15 protein-coding genes are annotated in these 20,379 nt (G+C 66.3%); 9 read left to right on the forward strand and 6 right to left on the reverse strand.

Going from position 1 to position 20,379, the window contains the following annotated elements; all coding sequences use genetic code 11:
* Positions 1–158: 158 nt before the first annotated feature.
* Together ABD52_RS17325 and ABD52_RS17330 are read right to left on the reverse strand one after the other, a co-directional pair.
* Positions 159–1,067: a gamma-glutamylcyclotransferase family protein gene (locus tag ABD52_RS17325; RefSeq protein ID WP_161801633.1), complete on the reverse strand. Its 909-nt coding sequence runs from the start codon at positions 1,065–1,067 to the stop codon at positions 159–161.
* A 431-nt stretch (positions 1,068–1,498) separates the two neighbouring features.
* Positions 1,499–1,684, reverse strand: a complete 186-nt coding sequence (locus tag ABD52_RS17330; RefSeq protein WP_047892496.1) for a hypothetical protein — start codon at positions 1,682–1,684, stop codon at positions 1,499–1,501.
* Between the two features lie 310 nt (positions 1,685–1,994).
* On the opposite strand from ABD52_RS17330, the gene ABD52_RS17335 reads away from it, so the two are divergent.
* The 4 genes from ABD52_RS17335 (at position 1,995) to ABD52_RS17350 (ending at position 9,527) form a co-directional block, all read left to right on the forward strand.
* On the forward strand, positions 1,995–3,569 hold the full coding sequence (locus tag ABD52_RS17335) for a class I SAM-dependent DNA methyltransferase (RefSeq protein ID WP_047892497.1): 1,575 nt from the start codon (positions 1,995–1,997) through the stop codon (positions 3,567–3,569).
* Positions 3,562–4,770: a restriction endonuclease subunit S gene (locus ABD52_RS17340; protein WP_047892498.1), complete on the forward strand. Its 1,209-nt coding sequence runs from the start codon at positions 3,562–3,564 to the stop codon at positions 4,768–4,770. Before ABD52_RS17335 ends, ABD52_RS17340 begins: the two co-directional genes overlap by 8 nt.
* Before the next feature lie 3 nt (positions 4,771–4,773).
* Positions 4,774–7,878, forward strand: a complete 3,105-nt coding sequence (locus tag ABD52_RS17345; protein WP_047892499.1) for a type I restriction endonuclease subunit R — start codon at positions 4,774–4,776, stop codon at positions 7,876–7,878.
* 353 nt (positions 7,879–8,231) lie between these two features.
* Complete coding sequence (locus ABD52_RS17350; RefSeq protein ID WP_053065406.1) at positions 8,232–9,527, forward strand: hypothetical protein; 1,296 nt, start codon at positions 8,232–8,234, stop codon at positions 9,525–9,527.
* 280 nt (positions 9,528–9,807) lie between these two features.
* Here ABD52_RS17350 and ABD52_RS17355 read toward each other — a convergent pair whose 3' ends face one another.
* Both ABD52_RS17355 and ABD52_RS17360 read right to left on the reverse strand, forming a co-directional pair.
* Entirely contained in the window at positions 9,808–11,679 is a 1,872-nt protein-coding gene (locus ABD52_RS17355; RefSeq protein WP_161801634.1) for a UvrD-helicase domain-containing protein, read from the reverse strand.
* Positions 11,676–13,502 (reverse strand): ATP-dependent endonuclease, encoded by a 1,827-nt coding sequence (locus ABD52_RS17360; RefSeq protein ID WP_082171319.1) that lies wholly within the window; start codon positions 13,500–13,502, stop codon positions 11,676–11,678. Before ABD52_RS17360 ends, ABD52_RS17355 begins: the two co-directional genes overlap by 4 nt.
* A 559-nt stretch (positions 13,503–14,061) precedes the next feature.
* On the opposite strand from ABD52_RS17360, the gene ABD52_RS17365 reads away from it, so the two are divergent.
* Positions 14,062–14,790 (forward strand): hypothetical protein, encoded by a 729-nt coding sequence (locus ABD52_RS17365; protein WP_152748260.1) that lies wholly within the window; start codon positions 14,062–14,064, stop codon positions 14,788–14,790.
* Positions 14,791–15,097: 307 nt separating this feature from the next.
* Positions 15,098–15,292 carry a hypothetical protein gene (locus ABD52_RS40220; RefSeq protein WP_200905201.1) on the forward strand — a complete coding sequence of 65 codons (195 nt, stop codon included), beginning with the start codon at positions 15,098–15,100 and terminating at the stop codon, positions 15,290–15,292.
* 177 nt (positions 15,293–15,469) lie between these two features.
* Here ABD52_RS40220 and ABD52_RS38305 read toward each other — a convergent pair whose 3' ends face one another.
* Positions 15,470–16,141: an endonuclease VII domain-containing protein gene (locus tag ABD52_RS38305; protein ID WP_053065407.1), complete on the reverse strand. Its 672-nt coding sequence runs from the start codon at positions 16,139–16,141 to the stop codon at positions 15,470–15,472.
* Positions 16,142–16,544: 403 nt separating this feature from the next.
* On the opposite strand from ABD52_RS38305, the gene ABD52_RS17375 reads away from it, so the two are divergent.
* The 3 genes from ABD52_RS17375 (at position 16,545) to ABD52_RS17385 (ending at position 19,917) form a co-directional block, all read left to right on the forward strand.
* The gene (locus tag ABD52_RS17375; RefSeq protein ID WP_161801635.1) at positions 16,545–17,828 is read left to right on the forward strand and encodes an N-6 DNA methylase; all 1,284 of its coding nucleotides are present in this window, start codon (positions 16,545–16,547) and stop codon (positions 17,826–17,828) included.
* A 959-nt stretch (positions 17,829–18,787) separates the two neighbouring features.
* Complete coding sequence (locus ABD52_RS39125; protein WP_152748262.1) at positions 18,788–19,000, forward strand: hypothetical protein; 213 nt, start codon at positions 18,788–18,790, stop codon at positions 18,998–19,000.
* Entirely contained in the window at positions 18,991–19,917 is a 927-nt protein-coding gene (locus ABD52_RS17385) for a hypothetical protein (RefSeq protein ID WP_047892506.1), read from the forward strand. Before ABD52_RS39125 ends, ABD52_RS17385 begins: the two co-directional genes overlap by 10 nt.
* A gap of 35 nt (positions 19,918–19,952) precedes the next feature.
* On the opposite strand, the gene ABD52_RS39130 is transcribed toward ABD52_RS17385, so the two are convergent.
* On the reverse strand, positions 19,953–20,360 hold the full coding sequence (locus tag ABD52_RS39130) for a hypothetical protein (protein WP_152748263.1): 408 nt from the start codon (positions 20,358–20,360) through the stop codon (positions 19,953–19,955).
* Between the last annotated feature and the right edge of the window lie 19 nt (positions 20,361–20,379).

The raw sequence follows: 20,379 nt of genomic DNA on the forward strand, positions 1-20,379 counted from the left end.
CGCCACGTCCGTCGCCGCTGACGATGATCTTCGGGCGTGTTCCGGTAGCCTTCACCTGACAGGTGCCTTCCGTCCGGGATAGATGAGACCCTCAGCAAGTCCTATCTTCCCAGGCCGGAAGGCATCTTCCTTTCAAGATCCACTATATGGACCCGCCCTTAATGAAGGGCTGAGGCTAGCATCCGGTCGTCGCCCGCGAATCTCTGCCGCGCCGCGTCAGTCAGAGGTAATTGGCTGGCAAGTAACCGGCGCAGTGTGTCGTGGAGGCCAACGATGCTTCGTTCTACAAGCCTGAAGTCGGTATACGTGGCCTTACCGCGGTGCGAGAGGTTACTTCGAACCCGGTACCAGGCGTCGAATGAACTCCGACCGGGAGCGCGCTGTCGCTGCTGCGGGCGTCGGCTGTCGCTGACCTCGATCGATGGCGGCTTCGCCGCCTCGATAGCGTCAACAGCGGCACGATCGCTTCGGAGGCTACTTAACCGTTCGCCCGGGTCAACAGTCGGGCCGAAGACGAGGGCGGTGTACCTTTCGAGCACTGTACACAGCGTGAGGTACGTGCCCTGGATCGGGAGAAAGGCGTCCCAAAAGCCCTCCATGTCGGCGGGCATGGGCCTAACGCTCTCAAAGTGACGTTTGGCGATAGCGAAGATGCCGTCCAGTCCACCACGGAACAAGGGATCGTCGGCTGATGACCATTGCTGCTCGTGTGGCTGCGGGTTCCCCTTGCTTGGACCACGACCGACGTACACCCAGGCGTCGACCTCATCCCCCGTTTCGGTCCTTGCCCTCAACATCCGTTCGACGTACAGCGCGCCGTCTTCGTACTTCTGAACCTTGTGCCGGAGGTCGTCGGCGCCCTCGATCGTTGACGCGGTGAGCAGGTCGCCTCGGACGCAGCCACCGCGGACCTCGGTGATGAACGGAAGCCCGTCGCGCACGTAAAGGCCATAGCCCGTGATGTCCGCACGCTCAATCCGCGACACCAATGGCGCTACCTGCCGGTGGGCTAATTCGCCACGGCGAAGACTGCCGTAGACGAAGATCGCTTTGGGGGTCTCGGACACGAGTCGAAGTTTGCCACGGCCGAAGGATCGGTCATGACGGGTGCCGCCGCACACCCAATTCGATCAGGTCCGCCAGGACGACTTAGCCCACCTGCGGCAGTTCGCCGAAGACTCCACCACGACTACGACGCCGTCGTCGCCGGCCTCTCCGCCCCGTGGAGCTCCGGCCAGGTCGAGGGCCAAACACCAGAGCCAAGCTGATCAAGCACATGGGCTACGGCCGCGCCAACTTTGACCTGCTCCGCAAGCGCATCCTCTTACCGAGCTGAACATGGCCTCACAAGATCAGAGGCAGACCCCGTTCAGGCGTACCCGATTGGACCCGTTGGTCCGTACGCGTACACCGATCTGGGTAGCTTTGCGCAACTGGCTATCGGAGGTGCCCGCACGCGGGGATCACGGGCCGATAGTGCGGCCTTGACGGTCACTCGTCATTGGCGGTGGCGATCCGGCCAGCGACGGATGAGCCGTTCAGCTGACTGCCAGAGGTGGCGGCGGATGCTCGGATGCACCCGGGTCGCGAGGAGCTGCCCGGCCGTCGCGACGGGAGCTTCGATCAGGCGGAACTCACCCTGCCCGTCGGCGTCACCGGCAAGCAGTGGCCGGTCGAGCAGCACCCTCAGCCGACGCCGTTCAGTGGTTCGATCGCACGGGTTCGACTTCCACGAGGTTTACCAGTACCAGTAGCTCGCTGAACCGTTCCTGAAGGTTACTGAGGCCGCGAGGCAATGACTGCCGTTGGTAGGGCCGCCGCATGAGCGCGGCATACCTGTCGCGCCATCCGTTGCCGCAACCTACGCATATCGAAGTAGCCCAACGTGAACGACGACTGCGGGACGGCGGTCTCATCGGCTCGGCTGTAACGTCCCCATCGGCCGACGATCCCCTTCGGGTCGCCACCTTTGACGAGCAAGGACACCCCGACTGATGGCAGTGACCCAGCAGGAGATCGAGAGCCGGTTGTGGGACGCCGCCGACGAGCTGCGTGTGGCGATGCCCGAAGCGCAATACTCCTCGGTCGTCTTCCCGCTGATGTTCTGGAAGTACCTGTCGGACACCTGGGAGCACCACCACCAGGAGTTCCTGGACGACAACGAGGGCCTGGACGACCTCTCCGCCGAGGAAGCCCACGAGATCGAGTACCGCGACTACCAGTCGTTCGAGATCCCGTTCATCCACCCCGGCACCGTCCAGCAGCGTCGCGCCTCCTGGTCGTCCATCCTCGCTACCATCACCCAACCCGGGCTCGGCCAGCGGGTCCGCGCCTCCCTGCAAGCCATTGAGACAGCCAACCCTGACAAGTTCTCCCGCCTGTTCGGGTCCATGACTTGGACCTCTGAAGAGGTGCTGTCGGGTGAGGTGTTGGCGGCGGTCATGCAGGCGATGGACCGCACCCCGAAGATGCACGAGGGCAACATGTCCCACGACGTGCTCGGTGGGGCGTACGAGTACCTGCTGAAGCGGTTCTCCGACGGGTCCGGCACCCGTGCCGGCCAGTTCTTCACCCCCCGCGAGGTCGTCGAGCTCATCGTTGAGGTCCTGGATCCCAAGAACTTCGAGTCGGTGTACGACCCGACTTGCGGTTCGGGAGGCATGCTCATCGCCTCCGCGAACCTGCTGAAGGCTCACGGCGAGCGTGGCTACACGCTCCGCCTGTACGGGCAGGAGGCCGTAGCAGACACTGCGGGTGTGGCACGCATGAACCTCTTCATGCACAACCTCACCCAGTTCCAGGTCGAGGTCGGCGACACCCTGAAGGACCCGCGCTTCAAGAAGCCCGACGGGTCCATCGCACAGTTCCATGTGATCGTCGCCAACCCGCCCTACAGCCTGAAGTGGAAGCCCTGGACCAAGGACCCGCGCGCCATCGGCGGTGTCGCTCCGCAGTCGTCGGCCGACTGGGCGTTCGTACAGCACATGATCGCGTCGATGGACCCGAAGAAGGGGCGCGCCGGCGTCGTCTTGCCCCACGGCGTCCTCTTCCGCGGCGGCCAGGAAGCAGCCATCCGCCAGCGCGTCCTGGACGACGACCTACTCGAAGCGGTCATCGGCCTGCCTGCGAACCTCTTCTATTCGACTGCCATCCCGACCTGCATCCTCGTGTTCCGTGCCCCCGGCACCAAGGTTGAAGAGCGCCGGGACGGGGTGCTGTTCATCGACGCCTCCAAGCGGTTCATTAAGGCCAAGAACCGCAACGTCCTGACCGAGGCGGACATCGCTGATGTGGTGACCGCCTATCACTCGAAGTTCGATTCCGCCGGCAGCCCGGTCGACCCCGACGGCGACGGCGAACTCGCGGCACGATTCGTTCCCGCCACGGAGATCGCGGCGAACGGATACGACCTCAACATCGGGCGCTACATCAAGCAGGCCGCCGCGGAGCAGGAAGACCTCGGCACCCTCATCGATGCCTACAACATCGCCCGAGCTGAGCGCCAGAAGACCGAGCAGCGCATGCTCGCCGTCTTGGCTGCCGCTGGGATCGAGGGCTTCGATGAGTGACTGGCGGCGGGTCTCGCTGTCGGAGGTCGCCACGCGCGTCACGACCAAGAACGTGGACGGGACCAACGAGAAAGTCTTGACCGTCTCCGCTGAACACGGGCTGATCGCGCAGGAATCGTTCTTCACCAAGAAGGTCGCCAGCAAGGACACCTCGGGCTACTACGTTGTCGCGCCGGGGCAGTTCGTCTACAACAAGAGCACGTCGAAGTCTGCCGCCTACGGCACGGTGGCTCGTAACCTCAGCGACGAGGCGGGCATCGTCTCCCCGCTGTACTTCGTGTTCGAGGCCAAGGACGGGGCTGCGCTTCCCGAGTACCTGGAGCTTGCCCTCAACTCGGACCAGTTCTTTGGCTCGCTCGCTGGCATGCTGCGGGAGGGTGCGCGTGCCCACGGTCTGCTGAACGTCCGCCTGAACGAGTTCTACGCCGCCACGGTCACCCTGCCGCCCACACCCATACAAGAGCGGATCGTCGAGGTCATCGGTGCGGTGGACGACCAGATCACCGCGCTCGACGCCGAGGCAGGGGCGCTCACAGGGGTTCTGCGTCGCCGACGAGCCGACCTCATCACCGACGATTCGGTTGAAGCCGTGAGGGCCGAGCACGCCTTCGACTTCTCTACCGGTGTGCGCCGGACACCCGACAGGGCGACCGGCCCCTACATGACGCCCTACCTCCGTTCTGCGAACGTCGGCTACGGGACACTCGACCTGTCCGACGTGCTCGAGATGAACTACGACCCTGCGGAGCGCGAGAAGTTCGGCCTTCGCTACGGCGACGTTTTGGTGTCCGAGGGAAGCGCAAGCGCGAATGCCGTCGGGATGCCCGCCATGTGGCGGGACGAGCTGCCAGCACCTGTCTGCACCCAGATGACCCTGCTCCGTCTCCGGGCGCTCGACGGGATCTGCATCCCTGAGTTTGTCTTCCACTGGAGCATGTGGGCCTACGAGTCCAGGGCCTTCCTCGACGTCGCGGGGGGCACCAACATTAAGCACATCAGCGCCAAGCGGGCGAAGGGCATGGCCGTGCACCTGCCGTCACTCGACCGCCAACGCGAGATTGCGGTGGAACTTGACGCGATGGAGTCGGCCTTGCAGGCGACTCGCACAGAGGCCTCCCGTCTCCGTGAAGTCCGGGCGGCCCTGCTGTCCGGACTGCTCGACCGCACCATCGACATCGAGGCTGCCAAACTGGAGGCTTGAGCCGTGGCGAAGGGCATTCGAGAGCGCGAGTTCCAGAACCTGGTAATCCAGTGGTCGCTCCCGATGGGCTGGCGTTTCACAGCGGGCAGGTCGCTGCCGCGTGAGACGACGCAGACGGTGGTCGCTGCCCAACTGCGGGACGCCATCATTCGGCTCAATCCTGGGGTGATCGACGGGTTCGACGTGGACGCGGTGGTCGAGGAGATCATCGCCACGGTGAACGCTGTTGAAGGCGGGCTGGTGCGGGCCAACGAGCAGGTGCTACGCCTGCTGCGCGGGCATAAGGAGTTCCGGGACGCCGACGGCGCGTGGCACGCCCTGAAGGTCATCGACTTCCAGCACCCGACCGCCAACACGCTGGTCGTGTCGGACGAGGTGACCATCACCGTTCCCGGCAAGACCTCTCGCCGGTTCGACCTCGTGTTCTGGGTCAACGGGCTGCCGCTGGTGGTGGTCGAGGTGAAGTCGCCGACCGCGAAGTCCGGGTGGGCTGACGCCGCCCGCGAGATCAACGACGTGTACGCCACCGAGTACCCGTGGTTCTTCACCCCCAACGTCTTCGCCGTTGCCTCCGACGGGCTGAAGTTGCGGTTCGGTGCCGTTGGCGCGCCCCTGAACCTGTGGCAGCCGTTCCGGTCCACCGCCGACGACGAGAAACTGTCCGGCCAGGCCGACGTGCAGCGCTCCGTCGAGCTGCTTCTCAACCCGGCCACCGTCCTGGACATGCTGGAGAACTTCGCCCTCTTCGACACCTCTGGTGGTGGAGTGGACAAGAAGTATCTGCCCCGCTACCCGCAGATGGAGGCCGCGCACCTGATCCACGAGCGCGTCCTGGAGGACGGGTCGAAGGGCCTGATCTGGCACCACCAAGGCTCCGGGAAGACGCTGCTGATGGTGTTCGCCGCCTCACTGCTGCTGGCCGACATCCGCACCGAGTCACCCACGATCATCCTGCTCTCGGACCGAACTCAGCTCGTCCGGCAGACCTCCGGCGTGTTCACCTCCGCGATGGGGCACGCATACTTCCACCAGCCCGCCACCAGCCAGGAGTTGCGTTCCCTGCTGGCCGACGACGTGCGTGGCGTCATCTCCACGACCATTCACAAGTTCGCCGACGCTGGCAAGGACCTGTCGACCCGGAGCAACATCATCGTGCTGGTCGACGAGGCGCACCGCACCCAGGCCGTCAGCCGGGAAGGAGGGATGCTGCTCGTCAAGTCGAAGTCCCTGGCCGAGCAGATGCGCGAAGCATTGCCGCACGCGAAGTTCTTCGGCATGACCGGCACCCCCGTCAGGAACCTCGCCACTGACACCTTCGCCCTCTTCGGCGAGGAGACCGACCCGGGCAGGGTGCTGCACCGGTACTCGGTGTCCCGGTCTCTGCTGGACGAGGCGACGGTCCCGGTCATGCTGGACCCGCACCCGGTCTCCTTCGAAATGAACGACCAGGAGTTGCAGGCTGAGTTCGACCAGTTCGCCGACGACTTCGACCTCGACGACCCCGACCGCGAGGCCCTGTCCCGCAAGTTCGGGCGCCTCACCTCGGTGTTCGCCAACCCCGACCGCATCCACACGGTCTGCCAGGACATCGTCGACCACTACCTGGCCGGCGCCTACCGCAACGGCCTCAAGGCCCAGGTCGTCGCCTACAACCGCGAGCTAGCCGTCGCGTACACGGACAAGATCAACGAGCTGCTGGCCGGCTTCGAGGCCTCACAGGTGCTCGCCGAGGTCGGTAAGCACACCAGGATCGCTGCCGAGGTGAACATCTCCGTCTCGGACTCCAAGGACGAAGACCGCGCCATGCGGCCGTACCAGCTCTCGGAGGCCGAAGAGGAGGAGCAGAAGCGGCGGTTCCTCACCCCGGACGACCCTCTGTGCTTCCTGGTGGTCACCGCGAAGCTGATGACCGGGTTCGACGCCCCGAATGAGGGCGTCCTCTACCTGGACAAGCCGCTCAAGGCCCACACCTTGTTCCAGGCGATCACCCGCCCGAACCGCACCTGGGTGTCCCCGACCGGGTTCGTGAAGACCTGCGGCGTGGTGGTTGACTACATCGGCTTGGCCGAGGAGGTCCAGCGGGCCGTCGTCGACCCCACCGCGGAGGGGACCGGAAAGGGCGGCGGTTTCGTCGCCGACGTGTCCGAGCTGGTTACCGAGTTCCGCACCACCTTCGCCCGCATCGAAGACCTCCTCGCGGACGTGGACGACCTGGACCTCACGGTCCACGGCTACGAGTCCGTGCGGGCCATCAACGTCTTCCTGGACGCCAACCCCGGTGCCGCCGAGGTGTTCTCCAAGGACTACCGGCTCCTGGCCCGCCTGTACCCGCTCATCAACGCCGACAAGCGAATTGCCAAGTACCGGGACGGCTTCGGGCTGTTCGGGTCCGTGTACACGACCCTGTTCAAGAAGTCCTCCGACGACGAGAGGAAGGAACGGCTGGCCGAGCTGGGGCCGATGGTCCTGGAGATCATCAACGCCCACGTCCACTCCTTCTCGGTGGTCGCCTCCCAGGAAGAAGCCCTCGTCCTGGACGCCCAGGGCATCGCCGTCCTCAAAGAGTTGATGGCCCTCGTCCGTCCCAAGCCCGGCAAGGACGACGGCGAGGACAAGACACCCCCCTCAGCGGCGGAGATCCTCGACCACATCAAGGCCGCCCTCGAAAAGGGCGTCGAACCAGGGTCCGCGAAGTACACCGCCCTCGCGGAACGGATTAGGCAGCTGCGGGACCGGATCATCCAGGACGCCCAGGACGCCCTGGACTTCCTGGCCGAAGCACTCCGGATCGCCCGCGCCATCGTCAACGCCGAGAAACACCCCGACGAAGCCGTCGTCGTGCTGGACGACGACCACGTAGGCGTCCTGTCGCGGATCATCCACGACCACGCACCGCCCGGCCTCACTGTCACGGAGAGGAACCTGGCAGAGGAGATCGACCAGGTGGTCACCCGAACCCTCGCCCAATCATGGGACAACGCAGACGCTCGCAACCGAGGCGTCCGCCGCGCCACCGCCGCGGTCTTCCGCCGGTACATGTTGAAGCCGGTGGGGGAGCCGTATGACTCCACCGTCGCCTACATCGAAGCCCACTACCTCGTCGACTGACGACTGCACGGAGTCTCGGAAACCTGTAGCGGTCGCCGACAAGCACAAAGATGTCAACGTGCACGCCTGAGTGCAGAGGGGTGACAGCCTCATGAGCCTGGAGCGCCTGGTGGAGAACTTCGGAGTGCAGTAGGGGTCCTCCTGTCCGACGCCGACAGCGGGGCGAGGTGTACAGCTTGCGTCCCTCCGGGACGATCTCCAGGTTGCTCGGAAACTGCTCAGCGAGACACGGGCTAGCCGGCGGGGCGGTACCGGCTGATCTGTCAGGCGCAGGCTCGGCCGACGGCCGCTGAGGGCGCGGTGTAGGAGGGAGTGATGGCGAGGCAGGGGAAGCTGCAGGGGAAGCTAGGGAAGTGAACGATGCGTGGCGTGACGTCGAGGCCGGCCGCCGACAATTGGACTGGGCGGTCGCCATCGGCGACCCCGCCGAGGCGGAGTACCTGACGCCGCTCGGCCACGAAGTTGCGAGCCGAGCGATCACGGACTTAACCGCATTCTTCGGACCTGGCTGGCTGCACCACGCCAACCATCCCGGACCAGGCACGACCGGACCGACGATGGTGCCCTACTTCGCCTCGCTGCTGGGCGCGCCGGCGTTCGTCGCCGCGATCGGGTTGTGGGCTCGTCTGCAGGTCCTGGTCGACGCCCGGGTCCAAGGCATCGGCCAGGTACGGAAGAACCTGCGCGCCAACCCGGCGGCCGAGGAATTCCGCCATCACATCGCCTTGGCCCGGCTGGCGGTCCTCGCTAGCCAAGCGGGTGCGCGGCTAACGCTTGAGCCGGTAAAGCCACAGGGCGGGCCTGGGGACTTGCGGGCGGTACGCGCCGACAGTGACGTGTTTGTCGAGGTACGGGCGCTGGGCCCGGGCCAGGATTTCCGTGCCCACAGCCGGTGGATCGATGATGCCATGGCGCATCTCGGGGTGCTGGAAGTCCGCCACGAGGTGCACTGGGATGGCGAACTGCCTACAGAACCCGACCTTCAGTGGAAGAACGCCGTGGACGCGGCAGCCGCCGAAGTATCGGCGACCGGAGTTCCGATCGAGGTTGTCGTCGATGGTGCGACGTTGACCGCCCGACCTGGCCCGGCGCCGACCGGCACGCAGATCACCGGGCCGCTGTGGGAGGGCGACGAAGGCCATCGTCTGCTGCAAGCGCTCATGAAGAAGGCCATCAAGACTCAGTCCGCAGGAGCGGCCTGGCTGTGGCTGGAAGACGCAGGGGCGGTGTGGCCTCTGACGGCCTTCGCCCGTGATCCACTGCCTCAGAAGGTCAAGGTGCTCCAGCAGGCCCTCGATCCGCTATTCGACGCCCATCCACACGTGCTCGGTGTCGTGCTGACTTCTGGCGAGATGCGCTTCGACGGGCTGCTCGACGACGCCACCGAGACCCACCACCGCGGCGCGGCCTTCCGCCGGACGATGCCTGGCTCCCTGGTTCGAGAAAGCATTGTCGTGCACCGCCGGCTATGCGTGCCCGGACAGTACGCCTTGATTACCGAGATGTGCGCCGAGGAACCGGCCTGGCTCGATCGCGCGTTGGCCCGCCTCGGCGTACCCGGCGGCGTTGCGGCACTGACGACCTGGCCAGTGCGCCAGGCGCCGACGGTTGGGCAGTACCTTGGCGGCCGCCTGTACCTGCCCAAGTAGAGCTACCCCAGCCCTCGATGATCTTCGCGCCGATCGGTATCCGACCGTTGGGAACACGCTGCGATGGTGACGGTACGCGTGCCCGTCCACGAGCTGCGTCAGGCGATTACCGACGCTCTGTATCCGCTTCAGTCGTATCAGCTTTCCCGAGTTCTTGAGCGCTACGGCCTCGCCCCGGGTGACGAGGATGAGGCGGCCAGGGCCAGTGGTGTACGAAGAGTGCCCTGCGCGGCATCGGGGCCAGCACGCGACGCCGATGATCCGTTGAATGATGACGCCCTCAGGTAGTCACGTTTGTGGGTACGTGACGGCTGGTGAGGAACTGGGCGATCGCGGTGATGTGTTGGGCCGGGAGGGCAAGTGCGGCGAGTCGGCGGGCGCGGGTGACGGCGACGTAGAGCACGCGCAGGGCTTCGGCGGCCTCGTGCGGGGCGGGGCCTGCTCCGGCGGGTGCGGTGATCGCGTCGGCGGTCCAAGTGGTGAGCAAGTGGTTGGTGCGGCCGTCGTCCGGGAGGAGCATCAGAACGGCGTCGGCTTCTTCGCCTTTGACTTGGTGCACCGTGTCGGTGCGGACTGTCTGCTCGGCGACAGCGGTTGTGGGCACGCCGGCGAGCGATGCTGCGGTCTTGGTGCTCTTGCCCGGTGGGCAGGTGAGGGTCGTTCCTGCGGGCGTGGCGCTGTCGGGCGAAGGCCGCAGCGTACTGAGGATGCGGCGGGCGGCGGCGCACCATTCGCCGGCGGGCAGGGAGAGGTCGGGTAGCTCATCGAGCGCGTGGGCGGCGAGGCGGCGCAGGTGGTACGGGTCGATTCCATAGGTGTTGTGGCGGTCGGTGGCTGCGATGTAATCGGCGTCGGGCATCCAGTAGCGCACCAGCCCGGCTTGGAGGATCTGCTCAGCCAGGGCCCGTGTGCGTTGGTCCGGAGCCGCCTGGCGGAGCATCGCGACCGCCCATGCCAGCGCGCTGGTGGGGTTGGCTGGTGGTCGTCGGGGGTCGGCGCCGACGCCGGGCAGCGTCGCGGCGGCGTGGGCGAGGACGAGGCGACGGGTTGGGGGGATGCCGGCCCGTGTGGCGACGTCGTCGAAGGTCGACAACTCCTTTCCGCCGTCGAGGGGGATGAGGTGGATGGGCAGCTCGGCGTCGTGGTGGTCGGCGAGGGCGGTATCGGGGGTTCGCCGGCGTGGGTCAGCGCGCATGGTTGCGGCGAGGCGGCACACGGTGCTGGAGGAGCGCCAGTTGCCGGTCAGCTCGACCGTCGACATGTGATCGAGCAGGCGATTGATCGCGGGCGGGCCGGGGCTGCGGAAGCCGTAGATGGCCTGGTCCGGGTCGGCGATGACAAGGGTGGGAAGGCCCAGCTCTTGGATGGCCAGTAGCAGGTTTACATCGACGTCGGAGCAGTCCTGGGCTTCGTCGACGATGAGTTCGCTGAACCGGGCGGGAAGGGTCTGCCCGAGGAGATGTGCGTGGTTGGCCAGGTTGCGGTCGGCCGCGCGGCGGGTCTCTTCGCCGGTGAAAAGCCGATAGTCGTTGGCCAGTCGGGTGCGCTGCTGCTCGGCGAGGCGGCACACGGTCGCGATCTGCTCGTCGCTGAGGTGGCGGCGGCCGCCTTCGCTACGGGCGCGGCCGGTCAGGGTCGCGATCGGTGCGGCGAGCTGGCCTGGGTAGCGGAACTGGAACTCTGCGAGGTCGAAGGTGTGTCGTTGGCGGGGATTGGTGGGGTCGGGCAGGTAGTCGATTTGGCGCAGTTGGCGTGGCGCGTTGCGCCAGCTCTCCAGCCGCCGGAACGGTGGGCGATTGGCGTCCTCGGGTGGCGGTAGGAACGGCCGGACGAGGAAGCGCCAGAAGAATCCGTCCAAGGTCATGATCGCGTGGGGGTGCTGCAGGAGGTCGGGGCGGCCGAGTTCGTGGGCGCGGGCGCGAATCTGCGCCGCGGCGACCTTGGTGAAGGAGGTGATGGCGCGCCCGATCGGCTGGTTGCGTGGTGTGGCGCAGTGCCGGTTGACGATGGTGCGGGTCTTTCCTGCGCCGGGGCAGGCCACGACGGCGCGGGGAGCGGCGGCGGTCACGACGGCGTCCTGCTGGGCGGCGGCTTTCGCCCGGTGCCGTTGCAGTCCTTCGCCAGTGGGGAGCACGGTCGAGGGTGTCGTCATGGCAGTGGTGCCACCAGCCAGGTCAGGGCCTCGCGGATGTAGGCCGGTACCTGCAACGCATGGCCGCCGGTGGTGGTGTGATCCAGGAAGTTCTGCGCGAAGTCGCCCTTGCGCAGGCGTGTCTTCTTCATGGCGGCGATGAGGATGCGGGCCCGCTCGTCGGCGTCGGCGGCGGCGTCGACGCGTGCCTTCAGCCGGGGCCCGGCGGTGGGGCGCTGCGCCGACCATGCCGGCCAGAAGGCAGTGTTGCCGGCCTCGAGCAGCTCGGGTTCGAGGGTGCTGGGTGAAGCGAATACGGCTGCGGAGTCGGTGGCGCCCAGAGTGTAAATCAGCCGGCGAAGGGCTCCGACGGGGTCGTGACGCTTGCCGGGGTCGGTGTCGGTCAGCACCGCGACTCGGTTTGCGATGCGACCCGACGGCGTCATGGTCAGGAGCATCCGCAGATAGGGGCCGAAGTCGACGCCGTCGATCGCGACGATGGTCGAGCCGACGAAGCGAGTCCAGTCCCGGCCGGTGAACAGGGTGCGGGCCATCGCTGGGAGCAGGAGCGCCTCGGCGATGCCCTCGACCAGGATGGTGCGCGGGCCGAAGAGCATGCTGCTGCGGGTGGCATCGAGGTACCGGTTGACGCGTGCAGTGTCGGCGGCGTCCAGGCCGAGCTCGGCGACTGCCACCGCGGAGGCGGTGAAGCTTACCGGGGCTGCACGGCCCGGCGGGTCGCCGGTGGCCTTCTGGGGGGCGGTGCCGGAGCGGCGTTGGAGCACGACGATGTCGTCGACGTCGGTGTGGGCGGCCAGCAGCGGCGCGTGCGTGGTCACAACGACCTGGATTCGGCCGAGCCACCCGTTGCCGGTTGTGCTTTGGGAGTCCCGCGCGGTGCGGGCCAGGTAGTCCAGCAAGACGGCTTGCAGCTGAGGATGCAGGTGCGCCTCAGGCTCTTCTACCAGCAGGAGCGTGAGATCCGCCTGGGCTGCGGCGTGTAAGTGGGTCAGTACGGTCGCGATGAAGGCTAGGTTGGCGTAGCCCATGCCTGACTCGGCGAGGTCCCGTGGCTCCACTCCAGCGTCCGCCATCCGCATCCGTAACCCGCGAACCAAGCTGGTGAGGTCCGCGCGACCGTAGCCGAGGTCGGTGATGTGTTCGTGCGCCCCGCTGGTCAGCTCGGCCAACGGCTCGTTGACCTTCTGCGACGCACGGACCAGTACAGGATTGAGTTCGATGCGGCGCAGGTGCTCACCGACCTCAATCTGGAAACGCGTTCGGTCGTGGCGGTCGCCGACCTCGTCGACGAAGGCCTCGTCGGCGAGCATCCGCTCGACGATTGCTCGGATTCGGGAACTGCCGGCCGGGCCCAGCTCGCGGGCGGCGTCCCGCAGCGGAGGTAGATACACGTGCCGCAGCCGGCTACGCGCCCCCGGGTCGGGGTCGTCGGCGACAGCGCCGCTGCCGGCGGTCCAGCTCATCCGACCACGGGTCTCCGCCGCGCCGGGGGGCTCGTAGGTTAGCGCGTAACGTGCTTCCGTTTCGTCGGTGCGTGGCGACGGGGCGAAGGCGTCGCTGTACGGGGCGAGTTCGAAGGCCGTGCCGCGCAGCGTCATCCGCAGTGTGAAGCTCGCGTGGTCGCCGGTACGGCACACGTCACTATCGTCGGCCCACAACGACCGCCGGCCATCCAAGGGCTCGGTAAGCATGCGCAACGCGTCGGTCGCGCCCGACTTGCCGGCGCTGTTCTCGCCTAGGAGCACCGTCACCCCACGCCGGAGCCGGATCCGCGCGTCAGCGAACGCGCGGAACCCAAACAGGCCCAGCTCCCCTAGGTACACTGCGCCCTCCCTTCATCGCGCAGCGTGCGTAAATTTGGCAGCTTAGTGACGCTGTTCAACCCCAGGGCGGCGTGGGGTCGGCGGATCGTGGAACGGCCTGAAGCGGATGGTGCCGTGGAGCCCACCGATCGGTGCTTGAGGCGCCGTCGATGCTCCTCAGATTGAGCGATCTGCAAACGGCCCTCCGAGCTCTGGCCGGTCTGCGCGGGTATCGACGTCGGAGAAGATGATGTCGGCCCCGGCAGCACCCTCGCCCGTCACCGGGCGCGTCCCGTGTGGCCCGCCCGACTGGTGAGACCGCCTTCCAACGATGACGTATTCGGGCATTCTAGGCACCCAGTCGTTACGATCCGTTGCTGGAGAGCCCTCCTCTCGATCCATTGATCTGCAGTGCGGGCCTCGCCGGTGCCGTGCTGCTGTTGATCTCGGCGGGCCCGGCGCAGGACGGCGTTGGCGACGTCGATCTCGTTGGGGTCGTCGTACACGGCCCGCAATCACGATCGCCAGTGCAGCTCGGCTGCTCTGTATTTGTCGTAACCTCGCGATACGCTCACGTGCTGTGACTGACCTGCTCTTATCCGCGGCGGGGGACGGTCCTGCCTGGACTGATGTACTCGGCGCTGTCGGTGGCACCGTAGGCGTGGTGGGTGGCGTGGTCTTCGGGGTGCTGTCCTGGAAACTGAGCCGCCGTTCCGCGCTTGCGTCGGAACGCTCGGCGGAGATCGCGGCTTCGGCTCTCACGACGTCCCAACAGGCCGTCGATGCTGCGGACCGGGCGGCGAAGGCGGCGGACGTCTCGGCGCGCGAGGCGCAGAAGATCTCCACTATCGAGTCGGCGCGGCACCACGACGAGTTGGGCCCCGATGTCTCCGTGGAGTTCGTCTGGCGGCAAGACAGGCATGGCGGGGGGATTTACGCGGAGGTCTCGAACAACGGCCGGCACGATTACTGGGTGGCGGGTACGCACCTCGTCAACGGGTCCGGGGCAACGCCGGTTACGCACGCAGGGCTCCAGGCGGGTGCGACGCTGGACATTTACATCTCTGAGCTGCCGTTGGAAGACCCGGGCGAGCCCGACGACTCATGGCCGGTGATCCGCGATGCCATGAAACGGGCTCAGATCTACGATGTGGAGCTGAGGGAGGCCTTCTACCAGGCCCGTGACCGGTTCGGTCGGCTGGAGCTGCTGTACCGGGCTACTAGCGAGCCGTGTCAGTGCGGCCGGACCCCTGCTGACAGCGAGGGCCATTGGGTCACTTACCACGCCGTCAATAGCGTCAGCCTCTGACTGCTTGCCGTTCACTGGGCAGCTCACGACGAAAGCGCCGGCCCCGGTTACGTGACAGGCGCTTCTGGGGCGACTGGTGAGATCTCCTAATCGACTGTCGCCGGGTCCCTGCTACAAGGCCAGGTCAGCGCAGGGTCGGATAGCTACTTTCCGTGGCCGTTGCTATTGGGCTGGGAACTACAACCGTCGCTATTCGATCTGACGCGAATATTAGGCAGTCCCCAAGCTGATCACCGATGACGCCGAGCTGCGCGCCCGCGTCGCCGCGATCCTTCTGCTGCTCTACGCCCAACCGCTCGGCCGTATAATGCGCCTGACCATCGACGACATCAATGCCATCGGCTTCGACGTCCTGCTCCGGTTGGGTGACCCGCCGGTGCCGGTCCCGGAACCCGTCGCCGGACTACTGCTGGCACTACGTGGCCAGCGCACCAACATGCGCACCGCCACGAATCGTGATGCCCCTGGCTGTTCCCCGGCCGCCGCGCCAGCCAGCCATTGACCACCTGCACGATCCCCTCGGTCATCCGCGACCGCGGCGCCCCGCCGTTCCCGGCCGCCTGGCGGCAATGCACCAACTTGTCCTCCAGGCCCTGGCACCGGTCGTCGCTTAGACCCTTAACATCCACTACACCACCACCCAGCGCCATCACGCCGCTGCTGGTGGAACCTGGAACCGCTACACGGCGCCTTGGGCGGCGAGCTCCAACTCGCGTGCGCACTCGAAGGTGGTCACGTAGTCCGCGGCGGCGCGCAGCAACTCGGCGTTGTCGCGCATCAGGCCGATGGCCACGTTGCACTTGCCGCACAGCAGTGCGCGGATGCATTTCCCGCACGAGCGCGACCGGCCGGGACAGCACCGATGGTCATGGTCGATCGACAGGGCGCGCTTGCCGGGCGGATCCTTGCAGAGGGCGCACAGGCCGCCCTGATCGGCCAGCATCTGCTCGTAGCGCTCAGCGGTCATGCTGTACGTGACCCTACGGTGGTTCGTCGCTTGGCAGACCTTGCAACGACTGGCGAGTCCATCTGCCGTCTTGGCGTACCTACCGAACTCGCCGATCGGCTTCCAGGTCTCACACGTGGGGCACTCTTTGCGGCCGAGCCGGTCGCGCGCCAGGACGGCACCCACGTCTCGAGCGTACTTGATCGGAGTCAGCTCCTTGCCGGCCTCACGCTGGGCGATGTGCGTCCTGCACAGCTCGTCGTAGTCAATCGGCAGGATGCAGCCGTAGAAGGTGCACTTCGGCCTGGCCTTCCGCGAGCACTCGCGGTTGCAGAACCGAGTCTGCGGCGCGCGGTCGGAGATGTCCTTACCGCAGTGCCGGCAGGTCCTGGGAACGCTGCCCACCGCAGCTTTGAGGCGCTCGTCCGAGGCCCTCTTCGAGCAGAGCCGGGAGCAGTAGCGGCGATTCCTCGGCATGAGCGGAATACGGCCGTCGCAGCCCGAGCAGGGACGAGTCGGCTCGTTGATGTCAACTCCTCAATAGGGTTCCAGTCGGCCGGCCCCCGGGCGCCGGCAGGCGCCGCCGGGATTTGTCTGGAGCGTACGATCGGGCTACGACGTTTCCGCGGTCAGCTGGCCTCGGCCAGCGCCCGGCGCCGTGGACGGTGCGGAGCGGACCTGGCGCTTCCGCACTACTCGCCGGGGCCCAACCAGCGGCCGCCTTGAGGCGCTTTGCCGGCTGACTTGACTCGGGACGAAAAGTGCGTCACCCTATGTGGCTTTGCTCATGCAGTTGAGGAGTCATGACGTGACCAAGCCTCGCCCCGATCAGTCGCTGACACGGGCCGCCGAGGAGGCGCTTCGGGCGGCCGGCTACCCGCTGGTGACGACCGATGCCGGCCGCTTTGACGTCGTCGGGTACGCCGTGGACGAGTCTGGCCGCCTGAAGCCGGATGCTGTTGTAGAGGCGAAGAGGCCATTCGACGAGGGCCTCGCCGACGATGCGCTTGAGATCCTTGCGCGGGCGCGATCGGAGCTCGCCACCCGTCGGCATTACGTCTTTACCGGGAGCTCCTGGTTCGCGGCTGATTCAGGCCTGAGGAGGCTTACGCTGACCGACGGTCCTGAGCCCGTTGAGCACCATGCCACGGGCCGGCTCAAGGATCGAGACGTGGCCAAGCGCCTACTTTCGTCTGCTTTTTGGGCTTGGGCGGAACGGGAGCGGGGGCAGCGCCGGCTTCGGACGAAGGAGTCTCTCGATGACTTCCTGCTGTCGCTCTCCGAGGAGGGCGGCCTGACGCTCGGGCCGGACAACGTCTCCGTTGACCCAGACGTTCTGTGGGCAGTGCTGCAACACCTCACGGTTCGTGTTCTCGGTCAACATGCAGGCGGATCCGAGCTGCTCACTGCACAGTCCGTCGCTTCGGCCATGGCCCGAATCGCTGGCAGCGAGGGGAGCGTCTATCTGGACCCGTTTTGCGGCAGCGGCTCTCTGCTGTGGCACGTCGCCGATCTGCTACGCGACGTCGGCCGCCAGGCACACCTACTTGGCAGGGACATCAACGCCGGTGTCCTCGCCACAGCCGGCGCGATGGCGCGACTGTCGCCCGTGCCTATGACCGTTGAGCAGAGCGACTCATTCGCCGCAGCACTGCCAATGTGCGACCGCGTCATCAGTCAGCCGCCCGTGGGCCTGCGCCTTGAGAAGCCGTTCGAACTCAGCAACGGTGCCACCACCACCGACGGCGAGCTGAGCAGCATCGACGTCTGCCTGCGCGCCCTCGAGCCGCGGGGCCGAGCCGTCCTGCAGCTCACGCGCGGTTGGACCTTCCGCAGCGGCGCCTCGTTGCGGTACCGACGGCACCTCGCGTCGCGCGCACGCGTCGCCGCGCTCATCGGGCTACCTAGCGGCTCGCTTCTCGGGATGAAAGTGCCCAGCACGCTCGTCGTCTTGGCGGCAGAAGAGCCCGGAGATACCTTTGTTGCCCAGCTGGAGCAGGACTGGAAGGAGCAGCTTGCTCCTGACGGGGCGGTTTTCCGCGCTCTCCTGGCTCACCTCGGCGATCAGTACCACGACGCGGAGCTGGCCTGATGACGTCTGCCATACTGCGCCTGCCTTCTGAAGGGTCTTGGGATCCGTCTGCTCTGCTGCGCCCATCTGCAGAGGAAGTTTGGCGCGGCTTGGGTCCGCTCGCGGCACTCAGAGATTTGGTGTCCGTCGTCGGCGGTGCGGTTCCTGCGCAGCCGAGTCAGCCGGTGGTTACCCCTGGAGGGATCAACCCACTCAGCGGCTCCGTCCGACAAACACGGCGTGACTTCACCGGTTCCGTTCGGCTTCTTGGTGAAGCTGTCGACGCCTTGCAGGTAGGAGATCTACTCGTACCGGTCACCGGCCGAGGGCCTGCGTTGCTGCTCAAGAGAGGCCACGAGGGTCTTTCCTTCAGTGACGCCTTTATCGCCCTTCGCCCCTTGCAGCCGTGGACCGGAACTTGGCTGTGGGCATGCCTGTCGTCGGCCACTGGCGTTCGGGTACGTGAGGGGTCGACAACCGGAGGAACCCTGAAGCGCTTAACGCCGGCGGCCCTGCTGGCGACTCCTGTGCCGCTACCAGCCGACTTGACCGGGGCTCTTCCTGCATTGCGGTCCATGTCCGACAACGTTCCTGCCATCGAGGAGAATGCCAACGTCGCCTCGAGTTGGTGGCGGGTGGCTACCTTGGCCGCGACAGGGGATTGGCATGCCCAACTATCCCTCCGAAACCCCTCCCTGCTCGAAGAGGGGATACCGCTCGGTGACCTCGCTGAGGTCGCGTCCGGGCGCCGACCACGTTCATATTTTTCGACGCCCCGGCCTGACACCCTCCCCGTCCGCCAAGGACTCTCTGTCGATGGCCGCAATGTGCGCATGTGGGCCACTGTCGACGCTGCTCCTCGGATACATCCAGGCGACATCGTCATCGTCGAGGTGGGCCTTCGCGGGCGGGTTTCCGTCAACGAAGAGGAGTGCCTTGCCGGCCAGGGTGTCCTCGTCATTCGACCCAATAGTCCTGCCTTGGCGCAAGCGCTCGCGTCGTACCTCAGCTCGGAGTCCGCGCAGGAGCTACGCGCATCCCTCGTCCAAGGGCTGATCCCACGTCTCACCCCCGCGCTGCTGCGGAAGTTCCCAGTGCCCGAGAACGTGCTCAGCTCCGTGGCGATGCCACAGCCGAGGCCGGTGATGCCCCTGCCGCTGGCCGAGCGGCTGGAGCAGTTGCTGTGGAGCTGACCTGTGCTCTCGCGCCTCCCGTCTATGTCGAGCTGTACGCGATGCTGGCCGAACGTGATAGGGCCGCGGAGCTGGAGCCACGCCTGAACCTCATCGACCGCGACGCCTCCTGGCTTGCCGACATGGCACAGTCGTACCGACGCCTCTGGCAGTACCGGCTTACTCTGGACAACGTGGAGGAGATCCACGAAGGCTTGCCATCTCACCATGCGGATCTCGCTACATGGCTGCTCAGCGTCCTGCGTGGGGACGCCGCAGAGTTCTCTCGCGTGCTTCGGCGTCGCGCTCGCGAGGAGTTGCGCAAGGCGTCGGTCGGTGACTCTCTGCCCGACGGACCAGAGGGGCAACCGGCAGTTGTCGCCTGGACGCTCGGTGCCGTCCACGGCAAGTACGACCGAGAGTTGCCGGTCGTGTTCGCCGAAGACCCACCGGACCTCAATGTGCGCATGGCCTACGAAGGGCTCGTACACCACCTCGTCGACCTTGGCGAGCGGGATGAGCCGTGGCCGGAGGTTGTCGCTACCTCGGTTCTCTGGAGATGCGCCGGCATCGCCGAGGGGTTGGCGCCGCAGGCGAACCCGAACCTAGCGTCAAGCCTGAACCAGCTCATGGCGCTGGTCCGCACGTACATGGCGGAGTCGATGTGGCGCGAGCTCTCGGGCATCTGGGAGGACTTCAGAAAGACACGCAATGCCCTGACCCACCTGACCGGCCGGGACGGCGATCCCTGCTTCACAGACGTCGGAGCGATCAACAACGGGCGCGAGCATCTAAAAAACGCTCTATTCGGTTCCACGCATTTCGTTGCAAACAGCATCCGCACCGTACTTGCAGACCCGGACAGCGACCTTGGGCGAGGCGGCCTGGCCTCTGCAATCGAGGACGAGCTCAGCTGGTTCGAGGGGTTCGTCGCGTAGAAGTCCAACCCAGCTGTTGCACTCGGCCCGGCAGCTCATTCGTCTGGACCGCTACTTAGAGCCCGGCGGGGTGCTCTCGATCCGATCCGGGTTACCTTGGCGGCGGCTTCAACTTGTTCACGGAGCCGGGAGTTCTCGACTGTGAGCATCCGTAGGTGTTCTTCGTAGATCTCAATGTGGCGCCGAAGATTTTCGTTTTCCTCCCGTAGGCTACGCAACTGGTTGTCACGAGAGTCGTCACGCGGCGGGCGGTGCCGCTGGCGACCGTCGGTGTGCTGGCGCCGAGCGGCCTCCAGCATGGTTTCGGCCTGTGCCTCGAAGTGCCGGTAGAAGGTGGTGCGGTTGAGGTCGACTCGCTTGGCCAGGGCGGTGACCGTGGGGTAGGGGCCGCCGTCGCGATGGGCGGTCAGGAGTGCCTCAGCGACCTTCTCAACGTCGTGCACCGATGGTAAGGAAACGCCT

It is taken from the genome of Micromonospora sp. RV43 (assembly GCF_001029515.1).
Lineage (GTDB): Bacteria > Actinomycetota > Actinomycetes > Mycobacteriales > Micromonosporaceae > Micromonospora > Micromonospora aurantiaca.